The organism is Staphylococcus kloosii (assembly GCF_032139365.1).
Taxonomy (GTDB): Bacteria; Bacillota; Bacilli; order Staphylococcales; family Staphylococcaceae; genus Staphylococcus; species Staphylococcus kloosii_A.
Genome location: NZ_JAVTDB010000015.1, coordinates 1 through 24,148, shown reverse-complemented (window position 1 = coordinate 24,148; position 24,148 = coordinate 1). Strand labels below are relative to the sequence as shown.

Genomic DNA, 24,148 nt, shown 5'->3' with positions numbered 1-24,148 from the left:
TTATTATTTAATCATAGCAAAGATTAGAAAGCAGTAGTGGCTTTACGCATTAGAAATTTCGAAATTTTTCAACTTTAAGCGCTCAAATTATTTCTATGGGAATATTTTTAGCGATTTGTAAAGTTAAGGTATATATATGTTAACGTAAAGGTAATAAAAGGTAACGGAGGAGTTATTTAAAGTGGATAATTTTGTCGCAATTAGCGCACTTGTTTATGGCGTTCTCTTTAGTGCATGCTTTTTATATTTAAAAAGTAATCCATCTGAACGTTTAAGTGAAGAAAAAAGAGCAACTATTTGGACGTACATGCTTGCAGTAACAAGTTTATTATTAGTACTATTTGCAGTTATATCGATAGCTGATATTTTTGGATGGGTCAAAAATGGTCAACCATTATTATTATTCGGTATAGCTATGTTACAACTGTGTAGTCTTGAAAATGACTATTATAAATTTAAAACTAGACTTATCTATTTATTAATAGGACTCGTAATACTTGTAGGTAATTTATTGATTGTAATACTTTAATCCTCATTACTTGGTAGTGCCAAGTATGAGGATTTTTTTTATGACTGGTTAATTGTCGCCATACGTTCATTAAGCGTCTCGAATGAAATTTTATTTTTAGAGAATAAAGCAAATTGAACGTATAACTGTTCGTTTTTCGTAAGTTCGCGATCATATATTTGTGCTACACGTTGTTGCTCATTGTCTAAAGGTGTTAAGACGTTATGTCTATGTTTAAATGCGTCATAATAACGTATGCCGAAAATACGTTGTGATTGTGCATTAATATGAATACCGTCCGGGTTAGCTTGTAAACCTATGCCAGTAGCATAATAACAATTAGATTCACTAGTACAAACTTCTTCAAATATTTTATTTAGTTCGTCATATTCTGGTGCAGACTGCCCGAAACCTGATGTGCCTAAATAATCACCAAGCCCACCAATTATAAAAGGTAATGCTTCGTTGCCGAGTTCATTGCGGAAATGATGTATTAAAGAAACAAGTTTATCTTTATATTGTTTAAAATTACCGTTGTTACTATCAGATTCACCTTGATGCCATAATATACCTATTAATTCACTCGTTTCCATAGCGAACTGTGCCTCAGCAATAGCATGTCTAGCTAACGGCTGATCCGCAGACCAATTATCTATTGAAGTTCCACCGTCTGCACAAGGAATTAAACCTAATGTTTCGTGTGGATGTGCTGCAATCCATTCCGCTGCAAAAGAAGCGGCAGGCCCAACGCCGGCAACTGACCGATCGCTATGAATTGGCTCCTCCATAAATTGCCATCGACCGTTTTTAAGTACTTTAATATTTTCATTAATAATCGGTGCTACATCGTCTAAAAATCCTCGCCCTGCCATATTGGATTGTCCTATTAATAAAATAGATTTCATACGTTTGAACTCCCTTCGTGAACGTTAAACTATGTTAATTATTAACGTTTATTATACGCATTGCATAAAGTTAAATAAAGTTTATTTAGCGCATAATTATAAATGATATAAACACGACACTTGAATTATTCATTAAGCGTAATATAATGAAATTGTAACGTATGAAATTGCTTTTAACTTCTTAAAAGAAGTAGGTGAACCACATAGAATGCAAAAGAATGAACAAGCATTTGCGAATCTCGTGCGTTCTTATCGTAAAAAGCATGTCGGTAAAGGTCCCGAAAAAGTCGAAGTAACTTTTAATGGAAGTTGGGCAATTGCCTATATGACTGGTGCTTTAAGTAAAGTCGATAACTTTTACTTAAAAGACGAACGTAATGAAGAGATGTTACGCTATGCACGTACAGAAGTAATTAAACAATTATATGACGAGGTCAATCCAGATGAAATGGAAGAACTTGTCGGTGCAAAATTTATTAAATTATTTACAGATGTTGATTTAGCTGACGATGAAGTTGTATCAATATTTGTTTTCGATAAATCAATAGAATAAGCTAGCTGGTGTAAGGTACCTGGTGCTGTTTGCTATCTACGCTTTGAATAGACACTATTCAAGGAGGTGGTATGTGCAAACGGCGTCAGGTATTTTTTAATGCGCAATGTTTTTACGCATTAAACGTAAACGTTATAAGTGCTCTAGAATAAAAAACAATTTATAGGAGTGAAGATAATGAAAATAGTAGCATTATTCCCAGAATCAGTTGAAGGAGAAGAAAATCAAACACTTAACACAAAAAAAGCGATTGGTTTAAAACCATTTTTAGAAGAAAAAGGACATGAATTAGTTATACTAACAGATAACGAAGCGGATTTAGATAAACACTTAGCAGATATGGACGTAGTTATCAGTGCGCCATTCTATCCAGCTTATATGACAAGAGAACGCATTGAAAAAGCACCTAACTTAAAATTAGCAATCACAGCTGGTGTAGGTTCTGACCATGTAGATTTACAAGCAGCAGGTGAACACAATATTGGTGTTGTCGAAGTAACTGGTAGTAATACAGTAAGTGTGGCTGAACACGCGGTTATGGACTTGCTTATTCTACTACGTAACTATGAAGAAGGACATAGACAATCTGAAGCAGGTGAATGGAACCTTTCTAAAGTAGGTAATGACGCGAGAGAACTGCAAAATAAAACAATTGGTATCTTTGGATTTGGTAGAATTGGACAACTTGTCGCAGAACGTTTAGCACCATTTAACGTTACAATTCAACACTACGATCCAATAAATCAAAAAGATAACGCGCACTCAAAATTTGTAGAGTTCGAACAACTTGTTGCTACAAGTGACGCTATTACAATTCATGCACCATTGACTCCAGACACAGATAATTTATTCAATTATAACGTATTAAGTAAAATGAAAGATGGTAGCTATTTAGTGAACACAGCACGCGGTAAAATTGTTAATACAGATGATTTAGTAGAACTATTAGAAGCTAAACACATCCAAGGTTATGCAGGCGATGTTTGGTTCCCTCAACCAGCCCAAGCTGATCATCCATGGAGAACAATGCCAAGAAATGCTATGACTGTGCACTATTCAGGTATGACGTTAGAAGCACAAAAACGCATTGAAGATGGCGTAAAAGATATATTGAATCGTTTCTTCAATAATGAGCCATTCCAAGATAAAGATATTATCGTAGATGGTGGTCAAATCACGAGTAAAAGTTATAAAACTAAATAGAAGTTAGCAAAAAAACGGAACGGGACAAAATTCTTATTTGTATAAAAAGATTTTGTGGTCCTTCCTTGGCAAGGATGACTAATGTTGAAAGCAGCTTGATACAAGCGCATTTTCAATTCAGTCATCTTTTGCCCATATAAAAGTAGAGCCTGAAGACAATACGATGTTCCAGGCTCATTTTATTATGTTAACGCTAAATTGCCATCTTTCATATGATATACCTTATCGCAATATGTTGTGAGTCGTTCGTCATGCGTAACGATAATACATGTTTTATCACGTTTCTTTGTTTGTTCTTGTAAGATTTTCATAACTTCCATTGCGTTTTCAGTATCTAACGAAGCGGTTGGTTCGTCCGCTAATATAATTGATGGGTTGGTAAAAAGCGCTTTGGCAATCGCCACGCGTTGTTTTTGACCACCAGAAATGGCATTAGGTAATTTGTTTTGAATATCAGATAAGCCTAATTGTGCTAATAATTCTTGCAATGCCTGGTCGGACATGACATCTTTTTTACGTTTTTTCAATAACTTAAATTGTTGTTTCACGGTTAAGAATGGTACTAAATTTGTTGCTTGTAAAATAAAGCCAATTTCGCTCATACGTGTCTGCGCGAGTTGCTTTTGTTTCATGGTAGATAAGGCTGTATCATTGATATACACCTCGCCTGACGTTGGCGTTTGTAATGCGCCTGCTATCGTTAAAAAAGTACTTTTACCAGAACCTGAAGGACCAACAATTGCCACCAATTGTCCTTTATCAAACGTTAAATTTGTTTGCTTCACTGCTTCTATAATGTGATTGCCATCTTTAAAATCTTTAGTCACATTTTTAAAAGTTAACATTTACTTCACCTCTCTAACCTATTGCTTGCAATGGATCGATCTTTCTAATGGTTAAGACGGAAAATAGACTGCCCAGCATGGAGATAATAATTAAGGCTACACCGAATATGAGTAACGTCGCATAATTAAAAACTACCGGTACCGCGCTTGGTAAAAATATACTCGTCAATAACGTCAATGCCAATCCAATCACAGTTCCAATTAATGACAGTATAAAAGTTTGAGACAACACGACCTTGGCTAAATAGCCATTTGTAAAACCTTGTGCCTTTAAGACACCGAACAAATTAATTTTTTGCAAAGTCATGACATATAAAAAGATACCAATAACTGTAGCTGAAATAATAAATAAGAACGAAATCATAAAGTTTAATGTTAAATTTTGTGCTTTATAGCCAGGCAAATTTTCTACAAACTTGTTAATGCCAACGGCTTCTAACTTATTATCTAATGATTTATTTTTCCAATGCTTATCTTTTACTACCACTGCATTGGTTTTGTCTTTAGACAACATAGGATTCACTTTAGCGATCGTTGCATTATTCGTAAATAATACGGGTGAAGCGTTATATTTAGCGCTGCTACTAAATCCTACAATTTTTAACTGTTCATCAGATTGAGACAGTGATAGTTTGTCTCCTAAATGAAATCCTTTATCTTTCAAAGTTTCGTCCGCCACGACTTCGTTATCTGCTTTAAATTTATGACCGGCAATAAGCTTCGGCATTAAAAATGAATCTTTCGTTACGCCAAAAAGTAATGCATTTTCTTCATGTTTACTATTGGAAACAATTACGCCACTTTGTTTTAGAGGCGCTTGTTTTTTATAGTCACTTGGCGCTTTATCTAACATAAAATTAGACTGTTCAACGGTTTGATTGGCGTCTTTCTTAAGGATGATAGCGTCAGCATGCCACTTATCGATGCCCTCTCTATTCATGTTAATTAACCCATTTGCTAATCCTGATAGTAAAAAAAGTAAATAACTAATCATGATTAGTACACCGATAATTAGACTGAATTTTAATTTATTACGCTTTATTTCGTTCCAGGCTAAAAACATGTATATCCTCCTAAAAATTTTTAATAGTTTAACTTAATGCCTATTGTAGCACTTTAAAAATAATATATGCATCACTCTATATACTTTGAAACTCAAAATTTGTATATTAAAAATAACGGTACGAAAGTGTACCGTTACTTTTAATGAATGATGAGGTTTTGTGCATTATCATAAAAGAACTTCTGTCGTTGATCGTCTGTTAATAGCGATGAACTTTCTAATTCATCGTTTAGTAACTTAACAACATTGTCTGTCGTGTAAGGTGCATCTGCGCCATAAACAATTTTGTTTTCATCGACTATAGTTAAAAGTGTAGGTAATTGATGAGGTAAAACTTTACCAGCTAAATCAAAATATAATGACTGCATCGTTTGCTCTAAATCATCCGGTTGATTTTCGACCTCGAACATTTTATTACCCATATCCACACGTTGTGCAATCACGGGTAAGAGCGCACCACTATGAGGGATGATCCACTTAATATTTGGATAACGACTGAAAACATTATTTTGATTCATAAAAATGATAGTTCTTGTTGTATCGAAGAAGAATTCCATTAAAGGTGTTAAGATTTCTGCTCTAATATCGTCGTTAATAGGGTTAGGTTCATTTGGATGAATCGCTACTATGGCGTGACGCTCGTTTAATTTTGCTAAAATATCATCTAAGCGTTGATCACCTAAATAAATACCCCGAGCATTAGTTGGTAGCGTAAAGCCTTTGGCATTTTGTACATCTAAAGCATCATCTATAGCTTTAACACTCTCTGCCACTAAAGGTAAGGGAAGTGAGGCGAAAAAGCCTATTTTATTTTTATGATTTTTGGCTAAATTAGCACCATAGTTATTAACTTCTTCAGTTAATTTGAGCATTTCTTCATCTGGAGCCGCACTTAAATGAGGACTAGAAATGGAAAGAACACCATAATCAATATTTGCATCTTTCATTAATGATAAATAATTATTTATTGAGAAAGATGGGGTAGGCACACCATCTCCTTTACCATCAAAATAGTCATCTAAAAATTGTGCGAAACCTGGTGAGATATAATGCGAATGTAAATCTATTTTGTTCAAAGTAAACAGCTTCTTTCTATTTAAGTGAATGTGAACGATAGGTTAACCAATGATCTAAATGTTGGTAAAATGCATTCAGAGCATCTGGTCTATCAATGCCTTGTAAATCATGATTAACCTCATATCCTAAGTAGTTGAGGCAATAGGATAGACAGGCATAACTTGAACGAAATGGCTCGAAGTCGTTTTGAGAAAGTTTAATACTTGATGGAAATACAGGTGTCAGGCTGTCTTTTTCATACACACATTCCATATGTTGGATATACCATGTATTTGTTGCTTTGGTTAAACTATAAATGATTTTAGCATCTGAGTTAAGTTGCATTTGTACGTCTTTTATCGTCAGTCTCGTTTGAATCGTTGCTTGCATAATTGCAATGGCACGTTCTTTATTAATCCAAATTTGTGAATTATAAATTTGGTGGGGGGCATAACGATTCATTGCCTTAGATGACTCGACAAATTCCTCTCCACTGCCACTAAACCATGAGATATTAATATGTGCATTGTCTGCAAAACACGTGCGCATACTATCCCATAAACTATTGTCTCGACTAAAGCGTTCAAAAGTTATTAATTCTTGAATATCTGCTTTAGCTAATAAACTATCAGTTGTATACGGATTGTTGCGTTCAAAAAGCATACGATGACCTCTCTATGTCCATGTATTCAATAGTACTTCAGCAAAACCATCTGGTTTTTGCACGTAGCCAAGGTGGCCTCCAGGGATGTCTAAAAGTTTAATAGCTGTTTGTTCATTGATATAAAAGTTTACATCTTGAGGGAATGAACCTTTTGAATCCGTGCCATTAAATAGTACTACTTGATCTTTATATTGAGCTAGATCAGATAGGGTAATGTTTGAGTGAGTATATTGTCTGATTTCGTATTCAACCCAAAACATCATACGCTCATATTGAGCTTTTTGATCTTCGTCGTTTTCTGATACTGGTTGTGCCATACTCTTAGCATCTAAAGGTGCGATATTGAGCGTCTTGCCAAATACTTGCATTGCTTGTTGCAATCCATCATTTAAAGCGATTTTGACAATTTCATCATTTTTTTCTTTCCAATAGTCACTATCAGGTAAAAAGGTATTAATAGGTGGCTCATGGAAAGCAATTTCTTTAACGACTGCTGGGTGTTCTTTTAACACATGCATAGCGACGATTGCCCCTGAACTTGAACCTAACACATAAACAGGCTCATCGCTTAATTGTTGTGCAAGTGCTGCAACATCTTGAGCGTCTCGTTTAACACGATATTCACTATTAGGATTACTTGCTTCGTCAGGTAATGATTGCGTTAACTCACTATTACCGTAGTCTCTTCTATCAATCGCCACAACTGTAAAGTCCGCTTTTAAACGTTCAGCAAGTGGTAAAAAGATATCTCCTGTACCATTTGCGCCTGGTATAAGAATAAGGATGGGTCCTTGTCCAACTTGATGATAACGTAGTTTAGCACCTGGTAACTCTAATGTATGCATATAAATTCCTCCATTTTAATATTATTTAAGTTTCAATAATTTTTCTGCGTTTTTATAATTAACTTTATCCTGTTCTTCAGAAGTTAATCCTAATTCAGCTAAAAATGTTCCTAAATTTTCTGGTTTTACATAAGGATAATCTGCAGAGTATAAGATATGATCTATACCAACGGCGTTTTTTACCATATTAAATTGCGGTTTTGTCAACATGCCACTCGGAGTGATATAAAAGTTAGTTTTAAAATAATAACTTGGATCATGATCTAGGTTTGGTGCATGTATAACATTGTCCATACGTTCATAGAAAAATGGTGTGAATTCACCCCAGTGACCAATTATCATTGATAAATTAGGATGTCGATCGAAGAGACCGCTTAATACTAAGCGCATTGCATGAATACCTACATCAATGTGCCAACCATAACCAAAACTAGCAAAAGTCGCGGCAGTAGCGTCTGAATAATTATCACTTTGATAATAAGCTTGATACGCTGCGTCACTAATTGGAGCAGGGTGTAAATAGATAGGGACGTCAAGTTGTTCGGCCGTCGCAAAAATAACTTCGAATTCAGGATTGTCTAGAAACTTACCGTTTGGGCGACCGAAAATAAGTGCCCCTTTAAAACCAAGCTCATTGATACAACGCTTTAATTCTGTCGCAGCAGCTTCAGGCTCATTAATAGGTAATGTTGCAAAGCCGAGGAAACGGTCTGTATGTTCGTCAATATATTGTTTTAAACGGTCATTTGTATATTGGCATAACTCAATTGCTTTTGCCCCTTTTAGAAGGGATGGTGAGCCATTACCATACGATAAAACTTGCATTTTTACGTCTTGTTCATCCATAAATTGTATACGTTGGTCATGGTTATTGATTTCATCTTCATTTGAAAAGCCAGTCTCTTTTTCCAATGCTTCTAACATAGCATTTAATGGTACGCCATTTGGGGATGGTTTCAATGCGTCACCCATCTGTTGTCGTACTTCTTTTAATACAAAATGTTCTTCAAAAGTAATACTATTCATAATTAAAAACCTCCATTAGTGTTTAATAAAAAATAACGTTCAGCGCTTCAAAACATTATTACCAAGGCATTGGACCATCGCCATCAATAAATGTACCTGTTGGTCCATCTTTATCAATGGTAGCTAGCTTAACGATAGGTTTGATACCTTCAGTCGCTGGTTTGGCATTGTTGCTTGCATCACCGACTAAATCTGTATTCGTTGATCCTGGGTCCGCTGCGTTAACTTGCATATGCGTTAAGTCTTTCGCATATTGCAGCGTTAACATTGTCACTGCAGATTTTGATGAACAATAAGCGAGTGAGTTTACTTTTGATTCGGCCTTGTTGTCATCTGTGACCATGCCGAATGAACCTAAACCACTGCTGACGTTAACAATAACCGGTTGCTCGGATTTTTCGAGTAATGGTATGAACTGATTAGTTACACGTACTAATCCAAATACGTTGGTGTTATATACGTGCGCCATATTTTCGGCTGTGACATCACGAGGTTTAGTAAAACCACCTGAAATACCTGCGTTATTCACTAAAACATCTAAACGACCTTCGCTTTCTTGAATCGTTGATACCGCTGCGCTTACCGAAGCATCGTCCGTAACATCTAATAGAACATAATCAACGCCAAGTTGTCGTGCTGCTTGTTGACCACGTTGTTCATTACGTGAGCCAATATATACTTTGTGACCTTGTTCTTTTAGAGCACGTGCAGTTTCAAAACCTAGTCCTTTATTGCCACCTGTTATTAATGTGATTGTCATATTTAGTCCTCCTATTTGTGATCGAAAAATAAAGCTACGAGTTGATCACGTAATTGTTTATTTGTAAGTTCACGATAGTCGATTTGAAATTCATAGTTTTGTGTTGATAACGTATTTAGCAACATATCTACTTTGAATACAGACAGGCGTTCATCTATATTGCAACTAACTAAAGGTAAATAGTAATGATAAAGTGTTTGATAAATATCAGATGCTTTAAAATTCCACTTTTTAGTTGTATTTTCAACACAACTTAACAAATCCTTATTGACCAATTTAAAATTTAAAAAAAGATCAATTGACTTAATAAATATTTCTCGCTTTGACTGTTCTAATGTAGCAATACGTTGCATATCCTCGATTAATAAATAGAAGTCAGTATGAATTAATTGATAACACAAAGCCCCTTTATCACTAAAGTGACGATACAACGTACCTATACCTATACCCAATGCATTCGCTATTTGGTTCATACTTACTTGAGCAACACCATATTCATGGAAAAGCTCGTGTGCAGTTGTTTCAATAAGTTGTTTGTTATGTTGTGCATCTCTTCGCATAAGTGTACGCTCCTAACCAAGTTAATCGAATGAAGTGGATAACTCTCCGTTTATTATAAAATTATTTATTTTAATAAACAATTAATTCACATTCGAGTTATTTAGAAAAGTGTTCTAAAAACACAGATTGAAAAATATTGTGGAATGATTTGTCGATGATTGCGAGGAGTTATTAATGGTTATAACTATAACCATGCTATAATGGATCATGAAAAGATATAGTAGAGGTCTTTAATACTTTGCATTTTGGAAGTGTGGCCCTCCTGCTATAACTATGGAGGTAAACAATAAATGACAAAAAGTATACTTGTTATTGGAGCGACTGGAAAGCAAGGTTATGCAGTAGTTCAACAATTACTAGATGAAGGTTGGCAAGTACGTGCTTTAACGCGTAACGCAAATAATGAAAAGTTAACAGCTTTAAATAATAATAACTTAGAAATTTTTGAAGGTAATTTAAGTGATAAGGATGCATTAAAACAAGCGATGGCAGATCAATACGGCGTTTACAGCGTCCAACCAATTATCAAAGATAATGTTGAGGAAGAATTGCGCCAAGGTAAACTTATTATAGAGACGGCAGAACAGCAAAAAATAGATTATGTTGTATATAGTACGGCGGGCGGGGTGAACCGTAATCGTACAGGCCCACATTTTGAGGCGTTAGCTGAAATTGAAAATACATTAGCAGCGTCAACGCTCAACTATACAATTATCAAGCCATCATTTTTCATGGATAATTTTTTACGTATTACAACTGTCGAAGAAGGTCGTATTTATATACCAGAATTTATTGCACCCGATATTAAATTTGCAATGATTTCAACTGGGGATATAGCCAAAATTGCCGTAAATATTTTTAATGCCGCACCGCAATATAATCATCAAGCAATTGAAATAGCATCTGACGAGCTAACATTAAATGAAGTCATAGAAATATTCTCATCTGCTACCTCTAAACTAGCAATAATACAAGGCACATTTACAAGTGGTACGGCAGAAAGATCGTGGTTAGAAGATAAAGGTTACGAGATTGATTTCGACCAAATGGATCAACTTAATCCTGACAGATTACATTTAAATGACTGGATTACTAATCAAAAATTTTAACTTTTAAAATAAGCTTCTAAATTATAAGACTTTGGTAATGTACCAAGGTCTTATTTATTTTTAAGAATTACATAATGTTTGCGTGAGAGTGCACTCTAAGGTTTATGGTTGAACCATATAATTAAAGGAGGTTTCACACATGGGTAAATTTAATGATCTTAAAGGTAAAGTTATTGTTATATCAGGCGGCGCGAAAAATCTAGGAGGGTTATTAAGTACTACTTATGCTGAACAAGGCGCTAAACTGGTTATCCACCATCATAATGATAATTCCTTACAAGAGGCTAAGCGTACATTAGAGAAAGTTGAGCAACTCGGTGGGGAAGCTACGCTCTTTAAAGGCGATTTAACAAATATAGCTAATATTGAAGCGCTATTTGAACATGCCGAAGCTACATTTGGTAAAATTGATATTGCTATCAATACTGTAGGAAAAGTATTAAAGCAACCTATTGCCGAAGTTACAGAAGAAGCATATGATCAAATGCAAGATATTAACGCAAAAGTAGCTTACTTTTTCATCAAATATGCCGAGCAACATATGAATGACAATGGTAAGATTATTACTTTAGCGACCTCATTACTTGCAGCTTACACAGGTTTTTACAGTACGTATGCAGGAGAGAAAGCGCCAGTAGAACATTATACACGCGCAGCATCAAAAGAATTTATGGATAGAGGCATTTCCGTTAATGCGGTAGCACCTGGACCTATGGATACACCTTTCTTTTATCCTCAAGAAGAAGATGAAGCTGTAACATTCCATAAATCTCAAGCACTGCATAATCAATTAACGCAAATTGAAGATATCGTCCCTATCATCACATTTTTAACTTTAGATGGTTGGTGGATTAATGGACAAACATTATTTGCCAATGGTGGTTATACAACACGTTAATCATTGCTGTTTGTAAAAAATATTTTAAATAGTGAGTTATAGGAAATAGGTTAGTTTTTCCTATAGCTCTTTTTATGTCTTAACTCATTATGACAGGGTAAAAATAAAAGTACTATAGTGTAAAATTGGAGGAAGCGTTATGCATGTTAAAGAAGTAGCAGAAAATTTAAGTATAAGTGAACATACACTTCGTTATTACGATAAAGCAGGACTTTTTCCTTTTGTCGCTCGTGACGTTAATGGTTATAGAGATTTTTCAAAAGACGATTTGTTTTGGATTGAATTTATTAAATGCATGCGTCAAACGCACATGCCTATAGCACAATTAAAAGAAGTAGCAGAATTATATGAACAAGGTAGTGCAACTAAGTCTCAACGACATGCGATATTCGAACGGCATAAAGAAAATTTATTGCACCAAAAAGCATTAATAGATGAAGGATTAGCGACGTTAGAAAATAAATTTGAAATTTTAGAGAATGAATAGCTTAAAAGAGGTGAAAACGTGGATAAGAAAGAAGTCAGTATGACAGAGTTATTTTTCGATTTGATTTTCGTCTATATTTTATCAACGATTAATCACACGGTCGAAGGCATATCACATAACTTAATGTCGCCAGAAGGTTTAGGTAAAAGTTTTATGCTATTCCTAGTGTTTTATTCGATTTGGATTTATCGTACTTTGCTCGTAAATAGACTATTTAATAAGAAATGGTATCAATATTTGTTTGTCTTCGTAGACATGTTCTTAATTATTATATTGTCGAAAGCAATTAATGAAGACTTTCAACATACATTCAAGCCATTTGTATTAACCTCAGCACTCATATATGTCAGTATTATTATTCAATACTTTATAAATTATAAGTTGAGTGGTGCTAAAGTAGATATTCGGCTTGTAAAAGTATATACGACTGGGCTATCACTAACTGTAATCATTGCATTGATTGCTACTTTATTGCCGTCACAAATTAACTTTTGGGTCTATTTTTTAGGTATATTTATCGTGGCAGTTTATCCACTATTGTTCTACAAAGTTTCGGAAGAAAATGAGATTTTCTTTAATCATCTAACAGAACGTTTAAGCTTATTAATTATATTATTGTTTGGTGAAGGGCTCGTATTGTTAATTCAAAATATTGAATTAAGCCATGTAAATATGACAGACACATTATATTTTGTCTTTATCGTTATATTGTTCGTAGTTTATACATTGCATTATAAATCCACTGATAAAAACACACAGTCCAAGACAGGATTTATGACGATGTATTTGCATTTGTTTTTAATATATTCGTTAGATATTATATTTTTATTGATGAATAAGATGTTAGCAGAGCATCATTTAAATTCAGGAGAAGTATTTGGTTATGTGATTTTTATTATTCTATTCTTTGTAATTGTTTATGGCAATGTGACAGCCCATAAACCAAAGACGACTCGTTAGTTAAACGCTATGAATTGCTAAGTAGATGAACGATGTGTAATTATGAATATAAAATTTGACAGTGACATAACTTAGTCAATGCTAGGAGTGAGAGAATGAAGACTGATATGCAAGCGATGGTTATTCACAAATATGGCAATCACCCCGTACAACAAGATACGATGCCGGTACCGAGTATGAATCCTTATGAAGTTAGAGTGAAAATAAAAGCGGCTAGTATTAATCCAATAGATTATAAAATTCGTGATGGTGGTCTGAAATTATTATTAAAATTTCAGTTTCCTTTAATCTTAGGTAATGACTTTTCAGGAGTTATTACTGAAGTAGGTAGTAAGGTAGAAAACTTTAAAGCCGGAGATGCAGTATACGGAAGACCGAGAAAAGAAAAAATAGGTACATTTGCAGAATTTATCGCGATTGATGCTAGTGAGATTGCACTCAAACCAGAACAGTTATCTTTTGAAGAAGCGGCGAGTATTCCTTTAGTCGGTTTAACTGCTTATCAAGCATTGAATGACGTTATGCATTTGAAAGCTGGCAATAAAGTGTTAATTCAAGCAGGCGCTGGTGGTGTAGGCACGTTTGCAATTCAATTAGCCAAAGCAATGGGACTATATGTTGCAACAACGGCAAGTGAGCGTGGTTATGAACTAGTAAAATCATTAGGTGCTGATGAAATAATTAATTACAAAGCCGAAGATTTTTCACAACGTCTAAGTAATTATGATGGCGTATTTGATACGCTGGGCGGTGAAAATTTAAATAAAGCATTTGAAATATTAAAACCCCATGGCACGATTGCTTCAGTGTCAGGTATTCCGACGGTTAAATTGGCGAAACGTTTAAAACTTAATATATTTAAACAATTATTATTACGCGGTGCCTCTGCTAAATTAGTAAGACGTGCTAAAAAGTACAACGTAAATTACGAGTTTTTATTTATGCAGCCGAGTGGTGAACAATTAAATAATATTAGCGACTTAATAAATAAAGGCAAAATCACCCCAATTATTGATAAAGTGTATCCGTTTGAACAAACACAAGACGCGATAGCATATTCAAGTAGTGGTAAAGCTAAAGGTAAGATTGTTATTTCGATGGATAAATAATGACTAAAGGTTTGTGATTAAAATGAAAAAAATTATGATTGTTAATACAAGTTCAGATTTTTTTGGTGAACATTATAAAAAGACGGGACTTTGGTTAGGCGAATTGGTTCATTTTTATGATTATTTTAATGATAGCAACTATCAAATTGATCTATATAATATTAGTGGAGGTAATACGCCTATCGACCCTGTTAGTCTTAGCCCGGCAATGTTAGATAAAACTACAAAATCATATTATAAAGATTCAAACTTTATGAATTTATTAAAATATGCCCAACCTATAAGTGAAGCAAACCCAAAAGATTATGATTGTATCTATTTCACTGGTGGTCATGGGGTGATGTACGATTTTACGGATAATCACTATATTCAAGCAGCAGTTAAACACATATACAATAATGGCGGTATTGTTGCGGCAGTATGTCATGGCATTGCTGCATTAGTAAATGTTAAATATGATAACGGAAGATTTTTCATCGATAATAGAGAACTAACAGGTTTTTCCAATACTGAAGAACTGTTAGCCAATCGTAACAAATACGTCCCATATAAATTAGAAACACAATTAAAAAGTCGTGGTGCTCAATACAGTAAAGCAACATTACCATTTAGACCTTATGTCAAAGTAAGTGAAAGGCTAGTAACGGGTCAAAATCCACAATCTCCAAAGCAAGTAGCACAAGCAGTCGAGGCGTTATGGCGTTTAGACTGAAGGAAGTCTGAAAACAACTATGAAATATACGCGCACTTATTTGACATTTTCTGTAAAAGTCGTAATAGTTACTATGATAATTTAATAACATAATCTTACTAAACCTCCTCTAAATAGCATCATATTTGAAGGAGGTTTTAACGTGTTGATTGAGATAACTATTACAAAATAATTTGCTTTATCGTGGTGTGAATTATTGCTATAATAGGCGAGTATGTTCAGATATAGATATAGCGTAAGCTACAATTGAAGTGTTAAATATTATATTTAAAGCTTAGGTTGGAGTTGCTTAAACAAATAACAATGTATAATGAACTTTGAGCTTAACAACGAGGAGGATATATTGTTGGATCAAGTTAAATCAATTCTAGGTTCACTTATCGAACCTTTAACGAAACCCGAAACTTATCAAACGCTCGTATCGAACCTAATAATGATTATCGTGTACATCATCATCGCGTTCATCGTAATACGCATAGCCAACAAAGTGATTGAACAATTCTTCAAAGTGCAAAATAAAGGTAGAAAAGCTAACAAGAAACGTTCACAAACATTAATTTCACTTGTGCAAAATATCGTGACCTATGTCGTTTGGTTTATCGTTGTAACGACCATTCTTAGCAGATTAGGTATTAAAGTTGAAGGTATCATCGCCAGCGCAGGCGTCGTTGGTTTGGCAGTTGGTTTTGGTGCTCAAACTGTCGTGAAAGATATCATTACTGGATTCTTTATTATCTTTGAAAATCAATTCGATGTAGGAGACTATGTTAAAATAAATAGTGGTGGTACTACAGTAGCAGAAGGAACTGTAAAATCAATAGGATTAAGATCAACACGCGTTAATACTATAAGTGGCGAGCTGACTGTTTTACCTAATGGTAGCATGGGTGAAATCACTAACTTCTCAGTAACAAATGGTGCAGCAATCGTAGCAATACCTATTGCAGTTACCGAAAATGTTGATAAAGTAGAAGAACAGTTAAAAGAATTATTCACTTCTATGCGTTCAAAATATTATTTATTTATTACTACGCCAGAATTTATAGGGGTTGACTCATTCACAAGAGATGAACTTATATTACGTATTTCTGCCGAGACAATTCCAGGTGAAGGTGCATCGGGTGCACGTATATTACGGAGAGAGATTCAACATTTCTTTAACGTAAAAGGCATTGAGGTACCACAACCAACTATGGTACAAAACGATGCTAATAATCAGTAAATAATTGTAGCTCATGGTGGAGGTGTAAAGAATGACATCACAGTATAACCTTAATGATATTGTTGAGATGAAAAAACAACATGCATGTGGCACAAATCGCTTTAAAATTATTCGTATGGGCGCAGACATCCGTATAAAATGTGAAAATTGTCAGCGTAGTATTATGATTCCAAGACAGACATTCAATAAAAAATTAAAAAAAGTACTTGTATCTAATCAAGTAGAGGAAGATAAGGAGAATAACTAATGGCTTTAACAGCAGGTATCGTAGGTTTACCTAACGTAGGGAAGTCTACACTTTTTAATGCAATTACAAAAGCAGGTGCGCTAGCAGCAAACTATCCATTCGCGACAATCGATCCTAACGTAGGGATTGTTGAAGTACCAGATAGCAGATTAAATGTTTTAACAGATATGGTTCAACCGAAAAAAACAATCCCAACTACATTCGAATTTACAGATATAGCAGGTATCGTAAAAGGTGCTTCGAAAGGGGAAGGTCTAGGTAATAAATTCCTTTCACATATTCGTGAAGTAGACGCTATATGCCAAGTCGTTCGTGCATTTGATGATGACAATGTAACCCACGTGTCAGGTCGCGTTAACCCTATAGAAGACATCGAAGTGATCAATATGGAACTTGTATTAGCAGACTTAGAATCTGTAGAAAAACGTTTGCCTAAGGTAGAAAAAATGGCACGACAAAAAGATAAAGATGCGGTGAATGAAGTACGTATCTTAACAACAATTAAAGAAGCGTTAGAAGAAGGTAAACCAGTGCGCAGTATTGATTTTAATGATGAAGATCAAAAATTTGTAAACCAAGCGCAACTACTAACTTCTAAAGATATGTTATACATCGCTAACGTCGGTGAAGATGAAATCAATGATGTTGAAAATGATAAAGTAAAAGCGATTCGTGAATATGCTGAAAACGAAGATTCAGAAGTTATCGTGATTAGTGCTAAAATCGAAGAAGAGATTGCTGTCTTAGATGAAGACGACAAGGCAATGTTCTTAGAAGATTTAGGCATTGAAGAACCGGGTCTAAACCGTTTAATCCGTACAACATACGATTTATTAGGCTTAGCAACATACTTTACTGCTGGTGTCGAAGAAGTACGTGCTTGGACATTTACAAAAGGTATGACTGCGCCACAATGTGCTGGTATTATTCATACTGACTTTGAACGTGGTTTTATACGTGCTGAGGTAACATCTTATGATGATTACGTAGAATACAATGGTGAGCACGGTGCTAAAGAAGCTGGTAAACAACGTCTAGAAGGTAAAGAGTATATTATGAAAGACGGAGACGTCGTTCACTTTAGATTTAACGTATAATAACAAAAATATTGATAAACACTCCCTTAAAATAAGGGAGTGTTTTTTATATTGTAAATAAATTAATGGGAGCAGTAAAAAATAAACGGTGTTTGATTCAACTCAGTTTTAGATCGTAATATTATTAGCTCTAACAGTTATAAAACGATACGTCGAGACCCTCAGTTTCTATATATAATAATCCCTATCTAAAACGAGGGGAGTTCTTTTTTATGTATAGAAAAATACAAACTAAAATTATTGCGAGCATAATTACTTTAGTTTTAATATTTTCAGCTATTGAATACTTCGCTAATGAAGGACAACAATATATAAACAGTTCAAAGTTTCAACAGATAAATGAATACAATCCTTTTTCTAATGTTGCCGATGCGCGTGGTAAACGTAAACAAGGTGGCGAAATGAAAAATAAGGCGCGAAAGAGTAGTAAATGGAAAGGGAAGTCTAACCCGAGAAGTAATAACGTTAAAAAGCATACACCGAGTAAAAAACATAAAGGTGGTAAAAAGACAAAAGGCTCTAATAAAAAGAAACGATGAGGAAGCACTAATATGAATACAGTAATTTTTAAATACGACAATATAACGCAGCAGTTAGAAACGATGCTGCGTTCATATCATAGATGGTTAAAAGACTATTACATAACGACTAAACCAGTTTTAATAACCTTCACAAATGATACGTTTTATGTGAATGACTGCGTAGAAGATACAATCGTTTTCGAAGACAGTTATAAAATATTATATTCACTTAATGACATTGAAGATTACCGTCAACCGGAAAGTTATTACTCAAAAAGTATTAATGGAGATGACAATGTATTATTAACCGTTTTGTATGATATTTGTCGAGCATTAGCTATTTTTTATATTGCAGATCAACGTCAACAAAACTATAGCGAAATTGTACAATCAGACAGTGATGAACAGACGATAGCATTTTTACAACAAATGATGATGTATCAATATTATTTTTTAAAGTACAAACCAACAGATTGCACGCCGACGATAAGTTATACACGTCAAATAGATAAAAGTTTAAAAAAGACGTTACAGCTTTGTCTACAATATATAAAAGAACAATTTGATTGTCCTATGCCACTCGATATTAAAATTTCTACAACTGAATATGATTTTGCAGGTCAATTTAGTGCGCCACATTCACCTTTTGATAAAGCATTAATTAAAGTAACTGCTAAAGACTTTCAATATTTATTAGCAGAATTGGGACGTTATGATGCCGAACTCAATATATGTCGTATATTGTTACACGAAATTATACATTATCAAATATGGATAGAGAGCATATGGTTTATTGATGTCGAAGCGGAAGAAAAACGAGTAGAGGAGCTTGAAGATAAACATATTAATCTATTTATAGGGCGGTATATGTAAAAAAGGGAGCGGGGTAAAATCTTATTTGTATAAAAAGTTTTTGTAGTCCTGCACCGTCAAAGATGACTAGCGTTGAAAGCAGCTTGGTACAAGCGTATTTTCAATTCAGTCTTCTACTGCCCATATAAAAGTAGAGCCTGGAGACAGTTCGGTATGATGTCCCAGGCTCTTTGCTAGTTATTATGAAATAAACCAGCTTGTATTTTTATCTGGACTTGTGTAGTTGGCATCGACATCTTGATCAAGTTCAGGTGAATGATATTGGTCAGTATATTGCCATAATGCATATTCTCGTGTAGGTTGTGTGTTACTGTAATTAGCTAACCAGAAACCATCATAAGTACTAACAGTATTAGTTAAGTTCTCTTCCATAAAGTTTTGGTAAGAGTAAAGTAAGACTTTTTTATTACCTGCGAGGCTTTTCATTTCATCATACCAAGCATTTGTACTATCGTCGATGCTACCAGAAGTGATTGAATTTTGTTCATAGTCATTAATATAAAAGCTTGCTTTTGGCGCTCTGTTATATAAAGTTTGTGCTTCATATCTTGCATCATCAGGGTTTTCATACATGCTGTAAGAATACACGCCAAACGGTAAATTATATTTATCCAATAACTCAGAATTATGTTCGAGTGAGGCATCAATTTTTTCAGAACCGTATTGTGCACGAATAATTATAAAATCATAGTTGGCTTTCAATTTTTTAACTTGATCTGCAGTCAAGTCACCTTGCCATTCTGAAATATCTAAGACACGTTTGCCTTGTTCTGTTGTTCCTGCTTCAGTCTGTACTTTACTTTGCTTGTTTTTATCTGGATGTTTTGCTAAATATTGCTTATAGCCATAACCCATTGTCCCTTTTTGAGCATTTGGTTGTTCAGCAGCATTTGCCGAATAAGATATGAATGCAGTGCTTGCTAACGCACATGTTGTTACAATTCCTTTTTTCATTAACGAAACCATATATTTCTCCTTTAATCCACTAAGATTTATGTATTTTAAATATTTTAATTTTAATTAGAGCCTATGCTAAAATAATTAAAGCGTTTTAGCAACCTTGCATTTTAAAATATTTAAATGGCGCAACAAAACATTTTAAATAATTTTAATTAATGAAAATATTTAATGATGAGACTGCGTAAATGAAGCTGATTTTAACAATTCAAGAACGGTAAACGCATTGTAAAATGTAAAAGCTTATGCTATAATTCTTGATTGTGAGTAATGAAAATTATTCCTTGCCTATTGATTCTTAATAGGCCGTATAGTCCACAAGGAGGTGCAAAGATAAATGAGAACATATGAAGTTATGTATATCGTTCGTCCGAATATCGAAGAAGATGCTAAAAAAGCAGTTGTAGAACGTTTCAACGGCATTTTAGCTTCAAGAGGTTCAGAAGTACTTGAAGCTAAAGACTGGGGTAAACGTCGCCTTGCTTATGAAATCAATGATTTCACTGAAGGTTACTACAACATCGTTCGTATTCAAACAGAAGATAACGAAGCTACTGACGAATTCCAACGTTTAGCTAAAATTAACGATGATATCATCCGTTACATCGTTATCCGTGAAGACGAAGATAAGACAAGAAAATAATTGGGGGCGCTTAAATGATAAACAGAGTTGTTTTAGTAGGTCGTTTAACTAAGGATCCAGAATACAGAACAACACCCTCAGGCGTGAGCGTTGCGACATTTACCTTAGCGGTGAATCGTACGTTTACCAATGCGCAAGGGGAACGCGAAGCTGATTTCATTAACTGCGTCGTTTTTAGAAAACAAGCAGAAAATGTTAATAACTACTTATCAAAAGGTAGTTTAGCTGGCGTTGACGGTCGCTTACAATCACGTAGCTATGAAAATCAAGAAGGACGTCGTATCTTTGTTACAGAAGTTGTTTGTGATAGCGTTCAATTCCTTGAACCTAAAAACCAAAACAACCAACGCCAAAACCAATCTGGAGGCAATGACTTCCAAGATTACGGACAAAGCTTTGGTGGTCAACAATCTGGACAAAACACGTCACGTAATAACAACAATGCATCAAACAATAATCAATCAGACAACCCATTCGCTAATGCGAACGGCCCTATTGATATTAGTGATGATGACTTACCATTCTAATTATTAGTGTATAGTTAAACACTATTTTGAGAGTGTTAAGATAAACAAGACAATCAATGAACGTATTATAAAAAAATCTAATTTGAAGGAGGCAGTTAACCATGGCAGGTGGACCAAGAAGAGGCGGACGTCGTCGTAAAAAAGTTTGTTACTTCACAGCAAACGGAATTACACACATCGACTATAAAGACACAGAATTATTAAAACGTTTTATTTCTGAACGTGGTAAAATTTTACCTCGTCGTGTAACAGGTACTTCAGCTAAATATCAACGTATGTTGACAATCGCTATCAAACGTTCTCGTCATATGGCATTATTACCATATGTTAAAGAAGAACAATAATAGATATTGTATCTGTACAAACCCCGTAGGCTAAAGTCTGCGGGGTTATTTTTGTGTGGAAATTTATCGGTCGGGGGACAGGAAATACGAGCTTTATACATTCAGTTAGGAAATTAGACTTGTAATTAGTGTTTAACAGAAAAGGTTTATTAGAAAAATATAGTAAATAATTCATAGATAAAAGTAAAAATATAAACGCTTCAACACCATTATTTGTTGCTATAATAAGTAAAAAATATACAAGTTAATAACTGGCATTTAATTATGACTCAAAACTACCTAATAATAGGGTAAGTGTTTGTGGTGTTAGAGATTTTAATAGAGAATTAAGAAGTGATTAGTTGAAATATAAATTATGAGACTATGTAGGTAAGAATGTAGAGTTGATAGATTATTAATAACAGAAAATTTATTGGACTTGTAGTAAATTTCGAAGATGACACGGAAAATAATGAAAATGAGTGTTCAATAGATTTAGAAACTACTAGTTTAGATTTTGTTATTTCAGAATCAGGAATAAAAAAAGCATTAAAGAGATAAAATAGTTTATACACCTATCAGTTGAACGTTATAGGTAGTTACACTATTAAGCTAAAAGTTTCGAAATATTAAAGAAATATATTGAAATACCGTTTTATAGGTGGTATTATTTTTTCATAGAAAAATTAGTTAATCCACCTATGAGAGTAGGAACCCCACCATATGGGGATTTCGAAATCATAGGTTTTTTGTATTTAATAGAGAGAGCGTATAGTGGAAAGAATAGTAATTTTAGTGGATGAAGGATATAATTGCTCGCCAAGTTGAAAAATAGTTTGCGGATTCATAGCCTTTCAAAATTAATTTAAAATGTTGAGTTGACAGTTTTTTAATACTAATGATTAATTATAAAATATCAATATATAAAATAGAAACAATAATAGATATTGTATCTGTACAAACCCCGTAGGCTAAGGTCTGCGGGGTTATTTTTGTGTGTGATTCTCATAAAAAGCGTACGGTACGCTAATTATTATTTATCCTGCTATATTTCTATTCAATAGTGTGGTCTGATTCTTCATTTTCTTTGGCAGTTTAATAATAAGAACTAATTGTTGTTTCTTCTATCATTCCCTAGATTTATTAATTAGTTAAATTGTTTCTTTATGATCTATATTTTATACATAATACTATAAATATAATATTAATAAAAATTCAGTATAATTATTTTTGGTAATTCACAAAAATAAATTGCTTTCCGCTCTATAATTAAAAATAACAATTTAATTGTAATAATATTATTTTTTGATATAATTAAGTTTGATGGGGGGGTGACATCATGAAAAAACAACTAAGAGAACAAAAATGTAACAAAAGAGAAGTAATGAAAAGCATTGAAATTAAAGAATTAGTTGATAATTCACAAAAATTGGCAAAAGTAAATGACCTATGGTACTTTGTGAAATCTAAACAGCATCGTTGGATTATTGGTAGTGGGCATTAATTTTATTTAAGCGGAGGGGGTAAACCTCCGTTTAATTTGATTTTTGGGGGGATAATATGTATCAAAGAAGTGTATCTATAAATTTAGACTCAAAATGTAATGCTATCTGTGATCATTGTTGTTTTTCATGCTCTCCTAAATCTAGTTTGAAAATGGAGGAGTCATACATAAAAAAACAGATTTTAGAATTTTCAAAGAATCCAAAAATAGAAGTGATATCATTTACAGGTGGAGAAATATTTTTGAATTATTCATTGTTAAAAGAGTTGATGATAATAACTCATACTTATGGTAAAAAAATTACATTAATTACCAATGGTTTCTGGGGTAGTAGTAGAAAATTGATAAGTGAATATTTTGCAGATTTTGATAAGTATAATGTTGTAGCATTAACTATAAGCTATGATGAATATCATTCTCCTTTTGTTAAATTAAAGAGTGTAAAAAATATTTTGAATCATAGATTATTATATCCCAATATAGATGTATCGTTAAATATGGCTGTTACGAAAGATAAAATGTCTCATAACATCTTAGAAGAATTAGGAGACGCTGTACTTGGGATAAAAATCACAAAATTTCCTTTAATTACTGTTGGTGCTGCAAAAGAAAAAATTAATAAAGAAATTATGCATAATTTTTATAACCTTTTTGAAAACAGAGACCTATTGAATTGTCCAGGTTTTGAAATCGTTTATCACCACGATGGTGAAATATACCCCTGTTGTTCTCCTGCTATTTTTGAAACCAAAATTACTTTAAGAGAAGACGAGGACCAAACATTTGAAAGGACTATTGAGAAATTAAATACGAATCTCCTTTTATATATTATTAGAAAAGAAGGATTTAAATGGTTCATTGAAATATTAGAATCTCAGAAATTAATTGATAAATTTGGAATACCTTATGAGTATCCTTCTGTATGTAGTGTTTGCGGTTCTTTATTTAATACTATTGAAAAAATAGAATT

General features: G+C 33.8%; 29 protein-coding genes. 19 read left to right on the top strand and 10 right to left on the bottom strand.

The features are described 5' to 3' along the window. The first annotated feature begins 181 nt into the window (after nt 1–181). Nucleotides 182–529: a hypothetical protein gene (locus RPL90_RS01230; RefSeq protein ID WP_313541686.1), complete on the top strand. Its 348-nt coding sequence runs from the start codon at nt 182–184 to the stop codon at nt 527–529. Between the two features lie 38 nt (nt 530–567). On the opposite strand, the gene RPL90_RS01225 is transcribed toward RPL90_RS01230, so the two are convergent. After that, nucleotides 568–1,413, bottom strand: coding sequence for a sialate O-acetylesterase (locus tag RPL90_RS01225; RefSeq protein WP_313541683.1), 846 nt, complete (start codon nt 1,411–1,413; stop codon nt 568–570). 208 nt (nt 1,414–1,621) lie between these two features. Between RPL90_RS01225 and RPL90_RS01220 the strand changes: the two genes are divergently transcribed. Further along, the gene (locus RPL90_RS01220) at nt 1,622–1,966 is read left to right on the top strand and encodes a Na-translocating system protein MpsC family protein (protein ID WP_313541680.1); all 345 of its coding nucleotides are present in this window, start codon (nt 1,622–1,624) and stop codon (nt 1,964–1,966) included. Nucleotides 1,967–2,143: 177 nt separating this feature from the next. Next, nucleotides 2,144–3,169 carry an NAD-dependent formate dehydrogenase gene (locus tag RPL90_RS01215; RefSeq protein ID WP_313541678.1) on the top strand — a complete coding sequence of 342 codons (1,026 nt, stop codon included), beginning with the start codon at nt 2,144–2,146 and terminating at the stop codon, nt 3,167–3,169. 182 nt (nt 3,170–3,351) lie between these two features. Here the strand turns inward: RPL90_RS01215 and RPL90_RS01210 are convergent, their stop codons facing one another. The 8 genes from RPL90_RS01210 to RPL90_RS01175 form a co-directional block, all read right to left on the bottom strand. Beyond that, entirely contained in the window at nt 3,352–4,014 is a 663-nt protein-coding gene (locus RPL90_RS01210; RefSeq protein WP_313541675.1) for an ABC transporter ATP-binding protein, read from the bottom strand. 13 nt (nt 4,015–4,027) lie between these two features. Further along, the gene (locus RPL90_RS01205; protein ID WP_313541672.1) at nt 4,028–5,077 is read right to left on the bottom strand and encodes an ABC transporter permease; all 1,050 of its coding nucleotides are present in this window, start codon (nt 5,075–5,077) and stop codon (nt 4,028–4,030) included. Nucleotides 5,078–5,217: 140 nt separating this feature from the next. Next, nucleotides 5,218–6,153: an amidohydrolase family protein gene (locus RPL90_RS01200; protein WP_313541669.1), complete on the bottom strand. Its 936-nt coding sequence runs from the start codon at nt 6,151–6,153 to the stop codon at nt 5,218–5,220. Nucleotides 6,154–6,169: 16 nt separating this feature from the next. Next, entirely contained in the window at nt 6,170–6,796 is a 627-nt protein-coding gene (locus RPL90_RS01195) for a nuclear transport factor 2 family protein (RefSeq protein ID WP_313541667.1), read from the bottom strand. 12 nt (nt 6,797–6,808) lie between these two features. After that, the gene (locus tag RPL90_RS01190) at nt 6,809–7,642 is read right to left on the bottom strand and encodes an alpha/beta hydrolase (protein WP_313541664.1); all 834 of its coding nucleotides are present in this window, start codon (nt 7,640–7,642) and stop codon (nt 6,809–6,811) included. A gap of 21 nt (nt 7,643–7,663) precedes the next feature. After that, complete coding sequence (locus RPL90_RS01185) at nt 7,664–8,668, bottom strand: amidohydrolase family protein (protein WP_313541661.1); 1,005 nt, start codon at nt 8,666–8,668, stop codon at nt 7,664–7,666. Nucleotides 8,669–8,726: 58 nt separating this feature from the next. Further along, nucleotides 8,727–9,428, bottom strand: coding sequence for an SDR family NAD(P)-dependent oxidoreductase (locus tag RPL90_RS01180; protein WP_313541658.1), 702 nt, complete (start codon nt 9,426–9,428; stop codon nt 8,727–8,729). 11 nt (nt 9,429–9,439) lie between these two features. Beyond that, nucleotides 9,440–9,988 (bottom strand): TetR/AcrR family transcriptional regulator, encoded by a 549-nt coding sequence (locus tag RPL90_RS01175; RefSeq protein WP_313541656.1) that lies wholly within the window; start codon nt 9,986–9,988, stop codon nt 9,440–9,442. A 291-nt stretch (nt 9,989–10,279) separates the two neighbouring features. On the opposite strand from RPL90_RS01175, the gene RPL90_RS01170 reads away from it, so the two are divergent. The 11 genes from RPL90_RS01170 to RPL90_RS01120 all read left to right on the top strand — a co-directional run bounded on the left by RPL90_RS01170 (nt 10,280) and on the right by RPL90_RS01120 (nt 19,224). Then, nucleotides 10,280–11,098: an NmrA/HSCARG family protein gene (locus tag RPL90_RS01170; RefSeq protein ID WP_313541653.1), complete on the top strand. Its 819-nt coding sequence runs from the start codon at nt 10,280–10,282 to the stop codon at nt 11,096–11,098. A 139-nt stretch (nt 11,099–11,237) separates the two neighbouring features. Beyond that, entirely contained in the window at nt 11,238–11,996 is a 759-nt protein-coding gene (locus RPL90_RS01165; RefSeq protein ID WP_313541650.1) for an SDR family oxidoreductase, read from the top strand. Between the two features lie 139 nt (nt 11,997–12,135). After that, nucleotides 12,136–12,483, top strand: a complete 348-nt coding sequence (locus tag RPL90_RS01160; RefSeq protein ID WP_313541648.1) for a MerR family transcriptional regulator — start codon at nt 12,136–12,138, stop codon at nt 12,481–12,483. An 18-nt stretch (nt 12,484–12,501) separates the two neighbouring features. Then, nucleotides 12,502–13,443 (top strand): low temperature requirement protein A, encoded by a 942-nt coding sequence (locus tag RPL90_RS01155; protein ID WP_313541645.1) that lies wholly within the window; start codon nt 12,502–12,504, stop codon nt 13,441–13,443. A gap of 107 nt (nt 13,444–13,550) precedes the next feature. Further along, nucleotides 13,551–14,552, top strand: coding sequence for an NADP-dependent oxidoreductase (locus RPL90_RS01150; protein ID WP_313541765.1), 1,002 nt, complete (start codon nt 13,551–13,553; stop codon nt 14,550–14,552). A gap of 22 nt (nt 14,553–14,574) precedes the next feature. Beyond that, nucleotides 14,575–15,264 carry a type 1 glutamine amidotransferase domain-containing protein gene (locus RPL90_RS01145; RefSeq protein WP_313541642.1) on the top strand — a complete coding sequence of 230 codons (690 nt, stop codon included), beginning with the start codon at nt 14,575–14,577 and terminating at the stop codon, nt 15,262–15,264. A 346-nt stretch (nt 15,265–15,610) separates the two neighbouring features. Next, nucleotides 15,611–16,486, top strand: coding sequence for a mechanosensitive ion channel family protein (locus tag RPL90_RS01140; RefSeq protein WP_313541639.1), 876 nt, complete (start codon nt 15,611–15,613; stop codon nt 16,484–16,486). 31 nt (nt 16,487–16,517) lie between these two features. Then, nucleotides 16,518–16,733, top strand: a complete 216-nt coding sequence (locus tag RPL90_RS01135) for a DUF951 domain-containing protein (protein WP_061854213.1) — start codon at nt 16,518–16,520, stop codon at nt 16,731–16,733. Further along, nucleotides 16,733–17,830, top strand: a complete 1,098-nt coding sequence (gene ychF, locus RPL90_RS01130; RefSeq protein WP_313541632.1) for a redox-regulated ATPase YchF — start codon at nt 16,733–16,735, stop codon at nt 17,828–17,830. The genes RPL90_RS01135 and ychF overlap by 1 nt, the downstream gene beginning before the upstream one ends. Nucleotides 17,831–18,042: 212 nt before the next feature. Continuing rightward, the gene (locus RPL90_RS01125; RefSeq protein ID WP_313541629.1) at nt 18,043–18,369 is read left to right on the top strand and encodes a hypothetical protein; all 327 of its coding nucleotides are present in this window, start codon (nt 18,043–18,045) and stop codon (nt 18,367–18,369) included. 12 nt (nt 18,370–18,381) lie between these two features. Continuing rightward, nucleotides 18,382–19,224 (top strand): hypothetical protein, encoded by an 843-nt coding sequence (locus RPL90_RS01120; RefSeq protein WP_313541626.1) that lies wholly within the window; start codon nt 18,382–18,384, stop codon nt 19,222–19,224. A 180-nt stretch (nt 19,225–19,404) separates the two neighbouring features. On the opposite strand, the gene RPL90_RS01115 is transcribed toward RPL90_RS01120, so the two are convergent. Continuing rightward, a complete protein-coding gene (locus RPL90_RS01115) occupies nt 19,405–20,190 on the bottom strand; it encodes a GH25 family lysozyme (RefSeq protein WP_313541623.1) in 786 nt (261 codons plus the stop codon). Between the two features lie 328 nt (nt 20,191–20,518). On the opposite strand from RPL90_RS01115, the gene rpsF reads away from it, so the two are divergent. The 5 genes from rpsF to RPL90_RS01090 form a co-directional block, all read left to right on the top strand. Further along, entirely contained in the window at nt 20,519–20,824 is a 306-nt protein-coding gene (gene rpsF, locus RPL90_RS01110; RefSeq protein WP_048793678.1) for a 30S ribosomal protein S6, read from the top strand. A gap of 14 nt (nt 20,825–20,838) precedes the next feature. Next, nucleotides 20,839–21,351, top strand: coding sequence for a single-stranded DNA-binding protein (gene ssb, locus RPL90_RS01105; protein ID WP_313541618.1), 513 nt, complete (start codon nt 20,839–20,841; stop codon nt 21,349–21,351). 101 nt (nt 21,352–21,452) lie between these two features. Next, entirely contained in the window at nt 21,453–21,695 is a 243-nt protein-coding gene (rpsR, locus tag RPL90_RS01100; RefSeq protein WP_048793676.1) for a 30S ribosomal protein S18, read from the top strand. Between the two features lie 1,318 nt (nt 21,696–23,013). Continuing rightward, a complete protein-coding gene (locus tag RPL90_RS01095) occupies nt 23,014–23,178 on the top strand; it encodes an epipeptide YydF family RiPP (RefSeq protein WP_313541611.1) in 165 nt (54 codons plus the stop codon). A 56-nt stretch (nt 23,179–23,234) separates the two neighbouring features. Next, nucleotides 23,235–24,148 (top strand): YydG family radical SAM peptide epimerase (locus RPL90_RS01090; protein WP_313541608.1); only part of this gene is annotated, 914 nt, incomplete at its 3' end.